Below are 14,918 nucleotides of genomic sequence, written 5' to 3' on the forward strand. Positions count from 1 at the left end.
AGTTGTAATATCGAACAAAGTTTGACCAGCCTTCATGATCGAAAGGTCATAGTCGGGTACAACCTTGAATGTATCAAGCACCATGTCAAGCATTTGACGATGCTGACCTGTAACGCATACTACGGTTTTAATGTTTTCTCTTGACTTCAGCTCATTGACAAGAGGACACATTTTTATCGCTTCGGGTCTTGTGCCAAAAACGAGCATTACGGTTTTCATTTTTGAGTCAGTCCTCCTGATTACAGTCTGTATACACCGGGCAGATCACAGCATTTTCTGGTGTCAAACACGATCTTACCCTTCAGTTTGTCCATATTTTCCTTGATCTGATTATGATTTACCATAATTACTACAAGATCAGTATCTTCGAGGAATTTATCGAAATCATGGTACTGATTGGGCACGATATCCTTCTCAAAATAAGGGTCATAGGACTTGATTGGGGATGCAAGATGTCTTTCCTGATTTTCGAGAAGCTGAATCGTGGGAGATTCACGCGGGTCATCCACGTTTTCCTTATAGGAGAGTCCATACAGACCAACTCTGTTGAAATCAGTGATATTGTTTTCCTTCATGATTTCATGGATTCTGTTCAGCACAAAATCGGGCATACCGTCGTTGGTCTTCATGGATTCGTCGATTACCTTAGCAAGGCTCGGATAATCACCGACGAGGAACCACGGGTCAACGGAAATGCAGTGACCGCCAACACCGGGGCCGGGCTGGAGAATATTTACACGCGGATGCATGTTGCAAATGCGGATGATTTCATAGACGTCCATATTATCATGGCGGCAGATCTTCGCAAGTTCGTTGGCGAAGGCAATATTCACTGCACGGAAGGTGTTTTCCACAACTTTGGTCATTTCTGCGGTGCGGATGTCGGTTACGACGATCTCGCCCTGACAGAAAGAAGCGTACAGTTCCTTGATCTTTTCACCTACTGCTTTATCATCAGCACCGATAGTACGGTTGTTGTGAAGCAGCTCATATACCATGTTGCCGGGAATAATGCGTTCGGGGGCGTGAACAAGGTTGATGTCCTTGCCGATTACAAAGCCGTTTTCTTCAATAGCGGGACGGACGTACTTATCAATGGTTCCGGGGGACACGGTGGATTCGACAACAACAGTTGCACCCTTGGGGCAAACCGCCATTACGCTCTTTACAGCAGAAACCACATAGCAAGCGTCCACCTTCTTGCTGAATTTGTCATAGGGGGTGGGAACGGATACGATGTAAGTATCTGTCACCTGATACTCGGTGGTGAATTTGATTCCCTTGCTGACCGCTTCAGCGAAAAGCTCGTCCAGGCCGTCTTCTTTAAAGGTTGTCTTGCCGGCATTGAGTGTAGCAACAAGTTCCTTGTTGTAGTCTGTGCCGACAACCTCTACTCCATGCGCAGCCATCATAAGGGCTGTAGGCAGTCCAATGTATCCAAGTCCAATTACGTTAATCATTTTTTCTCCTTATTTTAGATAAGATTATTGTTTTTTCTTTTTCATTAAGTCCGAATACCAGCAACGTAAAAGCATATGTAATACAAAAAGCACAAAATCCCAATATGAATTTTGTTACAGGCGTGTCAAATATCATTGATACGCCAAAGCATACAATGCCGCTGAGGACTAAGCAGATCCAGATTCTATTGAATATTCCCCTATACAGTTTGAGTATGTTGATTCTCAAGCTTTGGTAATAATAGATACCCATTGTGATAACACTTCCAAACAGGAAGCTGCAAGCAGTTCCTATTGCTGCTGAGTAGAAACCGATACAGGGCATACCGACTATAGTAATTACAAGATTGAGAACTGTAGATACGATAATAACTGCCGTTCTGAATCCCAACATATTTTTGGCTCTTAAAATGGATAAACAAACATTTATACAAAGATCTAAAAGCGCAGGTCCAAGCAAGATCAAAACAAGGTAATAGACATCGTCATAATCCGCACCCAGCCACATATTTATAAACGGCTTACCTAAGGTTATAAAACCAACAAAGACTGCACCCAGTAGAATAAACTGTATTCTGCCCATCTCAACAACGATTTTCAACGTGTTTGAATAATGTTCATCGTCATTTTTCAGTGAGTTTGTGATCGTGGGAAGCATAACGCCTGAGATTGCGGTAGACATTTGTTCATATGTACCAAATATGAGAACAGCCATAGAATACACCGTTACTGCTGTGGAATTCAAAACTGCACCGATCACCACATTTGAAAAGTTTGTATTCACCTGAGCAACAATGGATGTGAGAAACATCAAAATCGTGTACTTAAACGATTCCGAAAAGACTGTTTTATCCCAATGGGTAAACTCTGCTTTGATTCTTAGTTTCAAAAGCATAAACGCTGCTTCTGCCAGGACAGCAAGTATCGTTATTACAAGATCGACTACAACAAGCGTAAGTGAATCCTTGAAAATTCCAAGAAAAACAACAACTGCTGCGATTCTCACAAGCAAACGAGAAACTTTGATCCCGTTGGCAAAAGTAAAACAGTTAAATCCGCAGATAATACCGTTAAAAAGGTTTTCAAACACATGAGCCAGAATTCCTATTGCCAGAAACAAGTAAAGCCTTTTTGCCTCAAGAATTTCCGTCGTTGTAAGCCCATTTGAATAGATATCATCAAGAAACAAATACAAAACCGACGTAACCACTCCGATAACGGTGCAGATTACTCCTGTTTGAATCAATCCCATTGAAATAAAATTTGGGATCTTGTTCTCCTGCCTGTCTGCCCTGTATTTTGCTATGTATCTCATCATAGTCCCGCCAAGGCCAAGATCCAGCACCATCAATGAAGAAGTAAACGCTGAAACGGTTTTATATACACCGTATGACGCTTCTCCGATTTGACCCAAAATATACGGTGTCAGAAAAAGCCCGTATGTGGCGTTGAGAAAAATCAACACATAAGACAAAACAGCGCCCCATTTCACTTCGTTAGTTTTCATTTTGGGGCCCCCACAATGCTTTTTTCAAAATCCAAAAGCTTGCTGAATTCGTTTTCCCAATTAATTTCCTCCGAAAGCTTTTTGGCGTTTTCAGCGCACTCCTCGTAAAAAACCTTGTCGGTATAAAGCTTGATAACAGCCTCGGCAAATGTCTCCGGTTTGTTGTCCTTGATAACAATGCCAAAACGGAATTTATCGTTCAGATATCTGTGCTCGGGAATATCAGACATGATCACGGGAAGCCCCGCAGACGCATACTCAAACAGCTTGTTGGAAACGGAAACTTCAAAATTTATGCAGGTTCCCTCGGTGATTGCAACACCAACCATTGACTTAGATGCTTCGGGTATGAGCTCCTGTACCAAAACCTTGGGGTAAAAAATGATGTTTTCGTCGCCAAGCTCTTTTGCTCTTTGCCTAAGGCTTTCTTCAAGGGATCCAAACCCTCTGAGGGCAAGCTTGATATCCGGATAATCCTTCAGCAAAGGAAGTGCTTCAACCATGATATCGTACCCACGTCCTGCATAATACTGTCCGTGGTTCAGCACCTCAAAGCCGTCATGCTTTTCTTCCGAGAAAAATTGTTCTGACTTCAACGAGCAGTTAGTGACAACCATAGGCTTGTCAATATTATATCTCTTGGCAAGATAGTCTGCGGCAGCGTGACTTACACATATTACTCTGTCAATTCTTTTGCATATATGCTTTTCTATTATTTGTAAATAGGCAGCATACAGTCTTTTATCTATCAAATAATTGTTTTCGGTGTATATCTCGTGAGAATCGAATATTACTTTACAATTCAACACTTTTTTTGCCATATACGCAGGAATAAGTGCATCAAGGTCATTGGCGTGAATGATGTCAGGCTTTTCTGCCACAATCGCATCACATACAGCTTTTTGAACCAGTCTTTCACGCTTCAATTTCAGGAAAACATTGCGTTGTTTGCCCAAATATTTTTTATCACGCATTACAATATTAACCTTACAAGGCATTTGCTTTATTTTTTCGGCATCATATCTGGGACACTCGTATCCTACACAGGCCAACTCAACACCATCATTCAGATATTCTACAATCTGTTTTCTTACCCTTGGGTCATACCAAACAGAATTCATAACCACGTCACATATCTTCATTATAAGTACACTCCCACATCACGAAATGTTAAATTATTTTTTTACTGCTTCTTATAAAGTTAACCGCTATTCCCAAAAGCCAATACAAATATATTTCTTCCAGAAAACTATTCGACAAAAAAAGTTTAATAAAACCTGCAAAAAGGAGCGGGATGAAAAGCAGGGCATATTCGTCTGTTTTTTTCACAACTTTAGCTGCACGGAGCAAAACAACTATCATTCCTACAAACACAGCAGTTCCGAAAAGAACGCCAAAGGAATGCCAAAGCTCAATTACGATGTGATGAGCATATGTATCGAGTGCCATTCGGTCGGAGAATAAGCCATAACCAAAAACAGGATTCTCGGAAATTCTCTCAAATAAGCGGGAAGCAATCACATCCCGAGAGGATGAATTAGATAAAGAGCCTTCAAAGAACTTGTCAAAAATTCGAATACTAAGACCGGTCTTTTGGGATATGATATACAGCAATGACATAATAAAATCTATTCCCATCATCAAAGAAGCGCCGCCAAGAACTATTAATGAATAAGCAAGGAACGGCTTTTTGTATTTTTTGTAGAATATCAAGTAAAACACGATTGCCATTACCACACAGAGCAATGGTCCCCGGCTGCCAAGGAATGAAAGCATAAGAATACCGAGCACAGACGAAGCTATATTGATAAAGCCGGGCTTTTTTAACATAGCAAGCGCAGCCACACACACATGAGGGAGTATGTTGTATGCCCCCCACATATCGCCTTGATATATCGACTGTGTATCAGTCATAGGGGTACTGATGAATAATTTATATACCGTAAAAGCAGCAATTGTAACCAACGAAAGTCTGTACATCCAGGGAAATACTTTTTCATAATCCAAAGAAAGCCCTATAAAATACAATGGAAACGTAAAAAACAGAAAATTCGGTAAAAGATCATCCAATATTTCCGTATTGTCCGGAAAAACAAGGTAATTCAACAAGCATATGATAACTGTTGTAAAAACAAAGAAGAGGTCTTTGATTTGCATACATTTTAGAATCCTTGGCACGGAGAAAACAATCAGGACAACATAGACCGCAGTTATCATATAATCTGCCATAAATCCGATTATGGGCAATCTCATCATTATAGCACGGACATATGTTAAAAGAATACGGTCTGTCCATAAAAGCAATGTCAAAACAAACAAAGCTATTTCACTAAAAGACATTGATTTTAGATGATTTTTGACCATTCTGTTTTTATTCTCCTTCAAAACAATATCCATTTATCTTCTCCTGTTCAGGCAATTTACAAAGCATCAACCATTCTTTTGATCTTTAAAGCCTGCTTTTGTGCATTTTTTTCATTTCTAACAAAATAAACTGCTCTGGATGCGCATTCACGTGCCGAACCGTTTAAATCTTCACATACTTCAATCAGCTTATCGCGCAAAGCCTCAATGGAGTTGTCGCCTACATAATTGATGTATTCATCATACTCATCTGGAATACCGTCCAGCTTGTATGCAACAAGAGGGATCCCCGCTGACAAATACTCAAGATTTTTGGAAGGAAAACTGTATTTTGTAAATTCCTCGTTGTTTTGGCGAGGATTTACAAGAACCGTAGCTTCTTGCTGAAGTTTCAAGATATCTTTTCGATCAAGCTGCCCCTTAAACTCTATTCTTTTGTCAATGCGTGCTTGCTTCATTATTTCCGCTTCACAATCACCGATACCGCATATAATAAGTCTGTAATCGGAGTTGTCAATCGCCCGGAACGCTTCAACAAGATTCAATACACCGAATCTCCTGTGCAGTGTTCCCGTGTAAAGAATCGTTTTTATTCTGCCTGTTTCTTTTTTCTGCGGAAGCTCACCAATGGTGGCAATTCCTTCCATCACAACAAACGGTTTGTCTATTTTCATATAATCTGCCATTTGTTTTGTGAGAAGAACAAATGCATCAACGCAATTCATAGATGAATATGAATCGGCTGCCATCTTCTTTTCAAAAAGTCTTTTAGCAAGACTTTTGTTTGCGGAAAGGTTTGACATTTCCGGAAGGTCGGCAATGATCGCACACACCTTGAGATTCGGAAAATGTTTTTTTACTTGATTCACTGCAATCATAAAGGGGGCAGATACGGTGTAAACAAACAACAATTTGTCCTCACTGTTTTCTGAACACCATTTTTCCAACAGGGCAAATATTTTTTTTGGCTGGTGGTATTTCCTAATCAGCTTAATATTGCAAAAGCCAATATTTATATGACCTTTGTGTCTCTCGTCATCAAATACGGATTTTTTTATGAAAGGCTTTGAATAATACTGAGGAAAGCTTCCGATAGGAAGAACATTGAACAGTTTTATTCCCTCTCTGTAATTGGAACACAAGCCCTCATAAATATGCCACTGCAATGCATTTGCTGCAGCCTGCATATTATATGTTGAATGTTTTGCTACTTCTTGCTCCATTTGTTTTGGGATAAGAGTAGTTAAAAAAGCATACTTCATATTTGCTCCGAATCCGCCTTATTCAAGTTTAATTTATACTCATCATATGACTGCGTTTTTTTATACCCGTCTTTGCCGCAAAGCATCCAGGTCATCTTCTGAAAAAGGGACAAATTCCCCTTTCCTTCGGTCCTTAATGCCATATATAAGTATTTTATAAAAGATGTTCTTCTGTTTATTGCAGCATAGCAAGCACCTACACCATAGAAATACTTGTTATCGTAACCTGTGAACCAAGTGGATGTTTCATAAGATACTTTGCCTATTGTTTCCTTGGAAACGTAAAATGTAAGACCTGCACGGCGAAGATCTTTAATCCACATACTGTCCTCACCCGACGGGAAGATGCATCCGCCGCCAAATAAGGCAGTAAACCACGCATTCGCTTTACGAACAGAATTCAATCTGAATGCGATTCGTATCGTTCCCCAAGGTGTTCTGGCAAACCTTGGCCATTTTTTCGTTTTAAAATACTGAGGCGGTTTTCTGTTCGGATCATTTGAAGCAAAATGGAATACTATCACATCGGCATCGGGATGCTTTTCAAACTCATCAAGAACACGGTCCTCCATGTCATCATCATACTGTACGTCGTCATCTGCCATCAAGCAAATATCTGCAGAAGCATACGCAAGAACAAAATTCCTGTTTATTCCAACCCCACGTGTTTGCGTTGAAATCATTTTTGCTGTATGACCTTCAAATTCATATTCCTCATATGAAGTATGGTCTGCTTGATTGGCATACACAATGTTAGAGTGAACATTCATTTCCTTTATCTTTGAAAAGTCATTCTGGTGCATTGTTACGCACAATATTTCAAACTTGGACATTTATTAACCTCTTTTATGATTACCGTAACTTCTTTTTTAACCGCAGATAAATAGAGTCAGGCAAATGCTTTAATATGCTTTTCAAATTCCTCTTCACATTCGTTTTAAAAGAAAGCATCCTTCTGTGTTTTCTCACTACAGTGTCTATGCCCTCGTCTCCCGAAAGCATGGAAAGAACGGAATTTCTTCTGTTATTATCAAGATTGTGCGCTTTTTTGTATGATTGCGCACTGATAATTTCATTGAAGTCAGCCCGGTCGAAATAAAACTTATGTGCCACAGAATCAAATAACTCCTTGCCTTTTTCAGAGGAAATGATTACTGCAGATACCCCTTTGGTATTTAAGTCATACCTGCCGCCCCAGAAATCTCCCATTCTTATATCGGTCTTTACTACTGTGCTTCTTGTTAAACAATCATAGCAAGCTTCGTTCATTGCATCCTTTCCGAAAAAGATTTCGTGAAAGGCATCGTTGTATTTTGAACTGGAAAAATGCTGTGCGCCTTTCACAAAATCAAAACAATACTCATGCCAGCCATGAGTTTTGCTTCGGAAGCTTATCAGGTCAAATCGATCGATATTCTTTTGTTCCTTTATTTTTTCAAGATACTTATCCCAAAGCTTCAGGCTCGGGCAACCGTGGCAAAAAATATCAACCAAAATATACTTGTCCGATTCGGCTTTTAAATCACTCATTTTCGAAACGGCATAGATTTGGCATGGCGTCCCAAATACTGCATATTTCTGTCCGCTTTTATCTCGGGCCATTTCTTTGAACGCATCTGCAGTGTAGCTTTGAAAATACTTCGACCCTTTGAATTGTTCAAGTTCGTTTTCGCTTTTCGCTATTCTCGTTACTGCACGGTTTAAGGAATAATCGTAAGCAACGCCAACCACATAATAGCCTCTCTTCAAGCATTCGCGCATCAACTCGATCGATACAGCGCCTGAGGAAGCACTTCTAAGCTCCTCATCGTTTTTATTGACCGCACTGTAGCATTCGTGATCTTCTTGTTCCTCGACAGAAATTTCACCATCAAAACGATAGCACACTTTCGTACACAAGGAACAACCTGTACATAAAGCTTCGTTAATTTCCGGACGGTAAAATCCCATGCGATCTTCTTTTATCTTAATTGCATCAAAGCTGCATACAGAAGCACATATACCACACCCCGTGCAGTCTCGCAAAGCCTCAGGATTGCAAACATTTCTTTTCATAAAACCTCAAACCCTCTCTTCGAGTATGGAAGCAAGGTATTCTTTCGATCTTCTTCTTTCAAAATCCAAAATAGTATTGGACTTTTCGAAGGATATATCCATACACGACTCGAAATCATCCACCTCATAACGGTTGAAATGATCTGTCATTTTTAATATGGACTCAATTCTTGCAGATTGATTGCCCCCATTCCCGTATTTTCTCTCAAAAGTGAAAAAAGGAATGTTAAGATTCAATGAAAAAGATGTTCCGTGGAAAGAATCCGTACATACAAACGATGCATTTTTTACATATTCAACAAATTCACAGGGACCGGCATTTTTCACGTTGTTTATCCCTGAATCTTTGAAAATATACGGCAAACCTATAATCTCCAAACCATATCTTTCGCTGATAGCATGGATTGCTTTTTGTGCTTTCGGCGATGGGGAATCCAAGAAATATGCGAGCAAATATTTGCCCTTATTGTTCTCCTTCATATTCAGCAATGAGACCCATTCTGTGCGGTTGAGAACAAGAGTGGGATCAATTAACACTGTTGAATCCTCACCTGTCAGTTCTTTTATGATATCAACCCCTGATGCCTCTCTTACTGACTTGTATTTGATTTCGGATATGTATTTCTTAATTGTCTTTTTGTTATAGTCAGGAACAAAATCTCTTCCAAAACTCGGTGCAAAGGCTATTCTTTTTTCCAACGGAGCAAACCGCAAATAATAGAACGGATCAACATAAAAAACCGCAGAATTCCAGACTTGATCACTGCCGCAAAGAAAAGCAGCATATTCATCGTTCTTGGCCTTTTTCTCCAAGGTCCTATATGACACCAAACGAGGCGATATTTCGCTGTTGATAAATTCATCAAACAGTTCAACCGTCCCTTCTTTGAATTCTTTTGACATACTGGTGCTATAGTTTTTCAGACTTTTTACACCGTTCTTATGCAGTAAGGAACGCCATGCAATCGTAATCAGCTTTTTTAATCTGATATCTCTTCCCTTTACAAGACTGCCGTTTATTTTCAAAATTTCTGCTTCGTATCCCATACCGGAAAGGATTTTCTTTGTTGCAAATGCCTGGAGGACCGATCCATAATTATAGCCGGTATATACGGTAGCAATCCCTATTTTTTTCATTTTGGCCCCTTTAAAATATTCACACATGCTGCAGGCGATGAGAAGAACGCTTTGAAAGCATTTTTCATAAATGCACCGAATTTTTTTCTTCTTATTTCCGCGAATGCGAGTACAGCGTAATGTCTTGTTTTTATGTATTTTACTGCTTTGGGTTCAAGTTTGGAAAAGTACTGTTTTTTATACTCAAAAAGCTCATTTTCACCTTTGATTTTCCCGTCGCCGCTTGAAATGCCCCGTTCTTCTCCCGTATGAACAAAAGCTTTGATTTCGCAGCCGGGCAGATAACCGAACTTTCCGCCCCCTTCGATGGCTCTCTGCATCAAATAAAATTCATCCCCTACATCTATGGGTGCAAAACCACCTATTTTTGTAAGGTATTCTTTTCGAAACATCATAGTGTCGGTTCCTGTCAGATGATATTTAAAGTGATATTCAAGAAGATCTTCGGGGGTAGTGTTTACAATATAGTTTCTTATCCTCTTATCAATCAGTCTGCCTCTCTCATTGTAGAGGTGCAAATCAGTCACCGAATAGTCATACTCTCCTGATATCATAAACTCCACCTGGCGAGAAAGCTTTTCAGGAAGGTAAACATCGTCATCATCAAGAAATGTTATAAATTCAGCCTTAGATGCTTCAATACCGATATTTCTCGTTTTAGCGGATCCACGGTTGGGTGAATTGACAATATATTGTATCTCAACGGATGGGTAGTTTTCTTTGAACTCTGCGACAATAGAAGAAACTTTCTTGTTCCATTCGGCATTGCCATTATCATCGACAAGTACTATTTCAAAATCCGAGAAGCTTTGAAGCGCAAGAGACTCAAGGGCATTTTTCAGATCTAAATCCCTTTTATACGTTGCGACTACAACACTTACGACGGGCATATTCATACGTTAACGTTCCTTTCCTACTGTCTCTTCTTCCTTCTTTTCTTCCTGCTTCTTCATTTCGCCTGTACCACCCTCGACAACGCCGTCTGATTTCAGCACACTCACAATCGTACCGAAAAAGCACTTCACATCCATTGCGAAGCCTTTGAACTTTCCTGCATTCAACGCAGCGGCATATTCACCGTCAAACTTTGCTTTTACATCAATTTCCAGCTCGTCCCGACCATTGATCTGCGCCCATCCGGTAATACCGGGTTTGATGTCATTTGCCCCGTACTTCTCCCGTTCCGCTACCAAATCATCTTGCGACCACAAGGCGGGTCTGGGACCAATTGCGGATAGTTTCGACGTGAACACCTGATAAATTTGAGGAAGCTCATCAAGGCTGGTCTTACGGATAAAGCGTCCTACACGAGTGATATACTGATCGGGATTTTCAAGAAGATGTGTAGGGGTATCGTGCGGTGTGGACATCTTCATGCTACGGAACTTCCAGATCATAAAATATGTAATCTCTCCGTTTTTCTTCTTGCCGACTCGTTTCTGCTTGAACAAAACGGGACCGGGATCGTCAATCTTAATCGCAATGGCGATAATCAAAATCGGAAGTGCCAAGACGATTATGGCAACACTCGACAGAATAAGGTCAATAAGTCTCTTTATAACGTGCTTATACATCTTGCAATATCTCCCGCTTTAATTACATTCCACTTTCAAATGTGTAGTCTAATCCATCAATTTCCTTTGGTGTACGTTTTGAAATATCAACCAATCGTTCCGCCCACTTTTGCGGATCAAAGAATAAATCTTCGGTCTTAATCGTATCTTTGCGTTTGTACACCTCGCCACTGCAAATCTTTGTCCCAGCAGGTACAAGGCAATATCCATCAACCGTAGCATTACAATCCACATGAACACCGTCACAACACATTGTTGCGTGATTCACGATAGCTCCGGCAGAAATGATACAACCAGGGCATATTACACAACCCGTATGAACAACCGCCATTGGTTCAATAATACAGCCACTCATGATTTGTGCTGATGGAGATACATACGCTCTAGGAGAAACAAGTGAAACAATACGATAGGGCGTCTCTTCTTTAATTCTGTTGAGTAACGAAAGCCTGACTTCCGGATTGCCAATCGCAACAATGATATTGCTGTATTGGAGTGCCAGTTCATCAATATCCTGTGTTGTGCCAACAACATCAATACCGTTGGGAGTTGTTTTTCTTTCATCGTCAACGAAATCTATTTTTTCAAAGCATCCCATATCTGCTGCTATTTCAGAAGCTACAACGCCATACGTACTTGCACCGATAATTAACAAGTTTTTATTCATTTGATATTCCACCTTTCCAATCAATCTTTAATCATCTCTCGGCATACACCCATTACACAAGTGTTCATCACCGCCCATATCGTCATACACCATTCCGCAGAGTTCGCATACATAATGCTCATTCTCATAACCGCAGTAACAGCATTTTCCGATTGGTAATAGATCTTCGGTGATAGACACACCATCCTTGCCACATTCTTGGCAGGCAAAATCTGCAACAGGAGAAGTGCCGCCATGTCTGCCGCATTCGTACTCCATAGCTGACACTTGTTTCACGTAAGGGTTCAAATCTTCTTCAATATACGCAATCAAATCTTCAAGAAAATCGTGAACCTCAGTATCGTCATATTCCGAATCGCTGTCAGCCACACGAAGACCTTCTTCGCCCTCATGCCCTTCGCCGTTGTGGTAAGCACACTCAGCCTTTGCAATTACATCCTCACCGTGCTTCGCTTCAATGGTCAAATAACTTGATGTGTCCATATCATCATCAACCACAATCGAAACAAAAAGGGTTAGCTTTTCATCAGATGCATTGCTTGTTACCGTGAATACTTTAGTTGTTCCGTCTTTCACGGGCGTTTCCATATCGGAAACCTCAAAGCAAGGGTCATAATGATACCGATCCGAAAGGGTATCATACAGATCAGTAACAGTCTGACAAAGCAGTTCGTAAATCTCATCTTCATCACGGATTTCAACACCCGTCTCTCCAAAGAAACGATCACGCCAATACTGTTCATCGTATTCGTCCTGCTCCTGCTCATGCTGCCAAGTATCAAGAAGTTCTTCTGAAGCGTTCATTCGCTCAAACTGCTCAAGTGCTTGTGTTATAGTAGTTTCAAAAACCGACAATTCATCGTGCATCTTCTTGAAAGCAAAGAATGTCAGTAGCTTGTTATGCGCTATGTGATTACGAGCCTTGATAAACTGATTGAGCTGCTTCTTGAATTGCTTCGGATCAGCAAAATACTGTGAAAAAACATCATCCCATAGATTGATTTTTGTCTCACGTTTTTTCTCTACAAATTCTTTTGCTGCTTGTTCGTTGCGCTTTTCCAAATACTGATATAATCTTGTGAGTTCAGCGGAAGTTAAAGTAGTATTTTCTTTATAGATTACCGCTTTCAAAATAACCTTTGAAAGTGTTTCCAAGGTCATTGACAAGAGAGAAGTATTGATATTGGCGAACTGCGGGACAATCTGCTTGAACGAAGTTTCCATGCTGCATACGGAATCCTTGTACTGTTCCAAACCAGGGCGGTCAAGCCAATTCTGCCCCAAATGCTGTATAAGCACTTTGTTTGCATAAGCACGGAACTGATTTTCTATTTTGAAAAAACGATGATAGAGATCAGCACCAAGCATTTCGGATTGGTCATCGATCAGCCAAGTACAACCTTGCCAGTCTTTGCTGACCCGATCTTTCAAAGCAAGTTTCAACGCTTCCAATGTCTTGTTGTACCTTGTCTCAAAATCGGGATTTTCTATAATAGGAGATTCAATTTCGATGTGCAGTTGGATATTGTCATCCTCACGTTTGTCAAACACGAAGAAAACATCGTATGTCATGCCGTTGATTGTAAGTTGATACGCTTCACGGGCAATGCGTTCTCGGCAACCAAGATACTTGTATTCTATAAATCCGGACAAGCAGGATTTCATATCAGCGAGAATCGCTTCGCTGTATTCCTTTGAACGCCTTATCTCCACTGTGATCGCATCTTCACCACCGAAAGGCGACTCTCCAACCTCATCCGTACAAGCATACAGAAGGCTTGTATCATCGGGAGAATTGAACATAAATTTAATTGTCATGACCTGCCTCCTTCTTCCGACATCTTGTTTCGATATGAAACATCCCGACTATAATAAAAGTCTGGATACCTTCGTATCACAGACTACATAGACCTCTATTGCATTGTATCTATCCGATAATCTGGTTTATGTAGTCATATCCTGTAACACTTTTTCCTTTATAGCACGACGAATAGCCAAGAGATGCTTCCCATCCTCGGCTAATTCAACCTCCTTATCAAATTTTGTACGCTTATCAGATTGGGTCAAAATAAGCAATCAAGAAGCCATTTTATTCTCAAAGGCTGTTTTTGCCTACCCAACCGTTATATACAAAACCTTATAACGAAATTGAATTAGCCGCAACAACCCTTGAAAACACTATGTTTTTCTTGGTTGTCTCTATTATACCTCTTTCTCCTCGCATTACATTGATTATCTGAGGAAGCTCATCGAGACTTGTTGCACGAATTATTCTTCCGACACGAGTAACGCGGCTATCTCCTTTTCCGGAATAAACTCCAGAACCTGTTTTTTCCGCTCCCACACACATGGAACGGAATTTCAAAATCTTAAAAACTTTTCCGTTTTTACCCAACCGATCCTGTTTAAAGAGGATTGGCCCAGGAGAATCCAGCTTTACTGCTATTGCCGTGATTACCATCGGAATTACCGTTACGATTAAAACCAGAAAGGCGATAATCAAGTCTAATATTCGTTTGACATGATCCCTATAAAGTAGACTTCCTGGCTTCATGCCCGGCATATCATTTTTCATAGATAAATTCATATTCCTCGTAATTTTAAGAGAATATCCTCTTTATTAAAGTAATAACTAGATTATATCCCGGCCCTTGTGCTGCAATTGCCTCACGCGCTGATCGGGGGTTTGTCCTCAAGGCCGTCTTGATTGTGAAGAAAATCAAAGGAACGGCTGTCGGGGTGATAGGTCGGGACGAGCTCCGAAACCAAGGCCTTCATGTCGTCTGTCTCTGCATAGGCTGCCTCGTAGAGATCGGACAACTTTGCAAAGAAATTCACCTCATCGAAAAGGATGGGCTGTGCAACGTTAATAAGTCCGTTGGGAGTCCGCTG

15 protein-coding genes are annotated in these 14,918 nt (G+C 40.5%); all 15 read right to left on the minus strand.

The genetic code is table 11. From position 1 onward, the window contains the following. Positions 1 to 219, minus strand: a 219-nt coding sequence (locus tag Q0093_RS13950) for a UDP-N-acetylglucosamine 2-epimerase (protein ID WP_297931637.1), incomplete at its 3' end; no start/stop codon positions are given. A gap of 20 nt (positions 220 to 239) precedes the next feature. After that, positions 240 to 1,460, minus strand: coding sequence for a nucleotide sugar dehydrogenase (locus tag Q0093_RS13955; RefSeq protein WP_297931639.1), 1,221 nt, complete (start codon positions 1,458 to 1,460; stop codon positions 240 to 242). Next, the gene (locus tag Q0093_RS13960; RefSeq protein WP_297931641.1) at positions 1,453 to 2,967 is read right to left on the minus strand and encodes an oligosaccharide flippase family protein; all 1,515 of its coding nucleotides are present in this window, start codon (positions 2,965 to 2,967) and stop codon (positions 1,453 to 1,455) included. The genes Q0093_RS13955 and Q0093_RS13960 overlap by 8 nt, the downstream gene beginning before the upstream one ends. Next, positions 2,964 to 4,088, minus strand: a complete 1,125-nt coding sequence (locus tag Q0093_RS13965) for a glycosyltransferase family 4 protein (protein ID WP_297931643.1) — start codon at positions 4,086 to 4,088, stop codon at positions 2,964 to 2,966. The genes Q0093_RS13960 and Q0093_RS13965 overlap by 4 nt, the downstream gene beginning before the upstream one ends. A 49-nt stretch (positions 4,089 to 4,137) precedes the next feature. Further along, a complete protein-coding gene (locus tag Q0093_RS13970; protein WP_297931644.1) occupies positions 4,138 to 5,124 on the minus strand; it encodes an O-antigen ligase in 987 nt (328 codons plus the stop codon). 263 nt (positions 5,125 to 5,387) lie between these two features. Further along, entirely contained in the window at positions 5,388 to 6,554 is a 1,167-nt protein-coding gene (locus Q0093_RS13975; protein ID WP_297931646.1) for a glycosyltransferase, read from the minus strand. Between the two features lie 35 nt (positions 6,555 to 6,589). Beyond that, a complete protein-coding gene (locus Q0093_RS13980) occupies positions 6,590 to 7,426 on the minus strand; it encodes a glycosyltransferase (protein ID WP_297931648.1) in 837 nt (278 codons plus the stop codon). A gap of 19 nt (positions 7,427 to 7,445) precedes the next feature. Continuing rightward, positions 7,446 to 8,648 carry a Coenzyme F420 hydrogenase/dehydrogenase, beta subunit C-terminal domain gene (locus tag Q0093_RS13985; RefSeq protein ID WP_297931650.1) on the minus strand — a complete coding sequence of 401 codons (1,203 nt, stop codon included), beginning with the start codon at positions 8,646 to 8,648 and terminating at the stop codon, positions 7,446 to 7,448. A 6-nt stretch (positions 8,649 to 8,654) separates the two neighbouring features. After that, positions 8,655 to 9,785, minus strand: coding sequence for a polysaccharide pyruvyl transferase family protein (locus tag Q0093_RS13990; protein WP_297931653.1), 1,131 nt, complete (start codon positions 9,783 to 9,785; stop codon positions 8,655 to 8,657). Then, the gene (locus Q0093_RS13995; RefSeq protein ID WP_297931656.1) at positions 9,782 to 10,675 is read right to left on the minus strand and encodes a glycosyltransferase family 2 protein; all 894 of its coding nucleotides are present in this window, start codon (positions 10,673 to 10,675) and stop codon (positions 9,782 to 9,784) included. The genes Q0093_RS13990 and Q0093_RS13995 overlap by 4 nt, the downstream gene beginning before the upstream one ends. 9 nt (positions 10,676 to 10,684) lie before the next feature. Further along, positions 10,685 to 11,359 (minus strand): sugar transferase, encoded by a 675-nt coding sequence (locus tag Q0093_RS14000; protein ID WP_297931659.1) that lies wholly within the window; start codon positions 11,357 to 11,359, stop codon positions 10,685 to 10,687. A gap of 22 nt (positions 11,360 to 11,381) precedes the next feature. Next, positions 11,382 to 12,026, minus strand: coding sequence for a hypothetical protein (locus Q0093_RS14005; RefSeq protein ID WP_297931662.1), 645 nt, complete (start codon positions 12,024 to 12,026; stop codon positions 11,382 to 11,384). A 27-nt stretch (positions 12,027 to 12,053) separates the two neighbouring features. Further along, a complete protein-coding gene (locus tag Q0093_RS14010; protein WP_297931665.1) occupies positions 12,054 to 13,844 on the minus strand; it encodes a hypothetical protein in 1,791 nt (596 codons plus the stop codon). Positions 13,845 to 14,163: 319 nt separating this feature from the next. Beyond that, a complete protein-coding gene (locus Q0093_RS14015; RefSeq protein ID WP_297931668.1) occupies positions 14,164 to 14,613 on the minus strand; it encodes a sugar transferase in 450 nt (149 codons plus the stop codon). Between the two features lie 80 nt (positions 14,614 to 14,693). Beyond that, positions 14,694 to 14,918: hypothetical protein (locus Q0093_RS14020; protein ID WP_297931670.1), on the minus strand; the 225-nt coding region annotated here is incomplete at its 5' end.

It is taken from the genome of uncultured Coprobacter sp., from assembly GCF_947855755.1.
Taxonomy (GTDB): domain Bacteria; phylum Bacteroidota; class Bacteroidia; order Bacteroidales; family Coprobacteraceae; genus Coprobacter.

Excerpts from the sequence above, each read along its gene's own strand:
- Q0093_RS13965 (WP_297931643.1), bottom strand. The coding sequence starts at position 4,088 with ATGAATTCTGTTTGGTATGACCCAAGGGTAAGAAAACAGATTGTAGAA.
- Q0093_RS14015 (WP_297931668.1), bottom strand. The coding sequence starts at position 14,613 with ATGAATTTATCTATGAAAAATGATATGCCGGGCATGAAGCCAGGAAGT.
- Q0093_RS13970 (WP_297931644.1), bottom strand. The coding sequence starts at position 5,124 with ATGCAAATCAAAGACCTCTTCTTTGTTTTTACAACAGTTATCATATGC.
- Q0093_RS13960 (WP_297931641.1), bottom strand. The coding sequence starts at position 2,967 with ATGAAAACTAACGAAGTGAAATGGGGCGCTGTTTTGTCTTATGTGTTG.
- Q0093_RS13980 (WP_297931648.1), bottom strand. The coding sequence starts at position 7,426 with ATGTCCAAGTTTGAAATATTGTGCGTAACAATGCACCAGAATGACTTT.
- Q0093_RS14000 (WP_297931659.1), bottom strand. The coding sequence starts at position 11,359 with ATGTATAAGCACGTTATAAAGAGACTTATTGACCTTATTCTGTCGAGT.
- Q0093_RS13995 (WP_297931656.1), bottom strand. The coding sequence starts at position 10,675 with ATGCCCGTCGTAAGTGTTGTAGTCGCAACGTATAAAAGGGATTTAGAT.
- Q0093_RS13990 (WP_297931653.1), bottom strand. The coding sequence starts at position 9,785 with ATGAAAAAAATAGGGATTGCTACCGTATATACCGGCTATAATTATGGA.
- Q0093_RS14010 (WP_297931665.1), bottom strand. The coding sequence starts at position 13,844 with ATGACAATTAAATTTATGTTCAATTCTCCCGATGATACAAGCCTTCTG.
- Q0093_RS14005 (WP_297931662.1), bottom strand. The coding sequence starts at position 12,026 with ATGAATAAAAACTTGTTAATTATCGGTGCAAGTACGTATGGCGTTGTA.
- Q0093_RS13985 (WP_297931650.1), bottom strand. The coding sequence starts at position 8,648 with ATGAAAAGAAATGTTTGCAATCCTGAGGCTTTGCGAGACTGCACGGGG.
- Q0093_RS13975 (WP_297931646.1), bottom strand. The coding sequence starts at position 6,554 with ATGGAGCAAGAAGTAGCAAAACATTCAACATATAATATGCAGGCTGCA.
- Q0093_RS13955 (WP_297931639.1), bottom strand. The coding sequence starts at position 1,460 with ATGATTAACGTAATTGGACTTGGATACATTGGACTGCCTACAGCCCTT.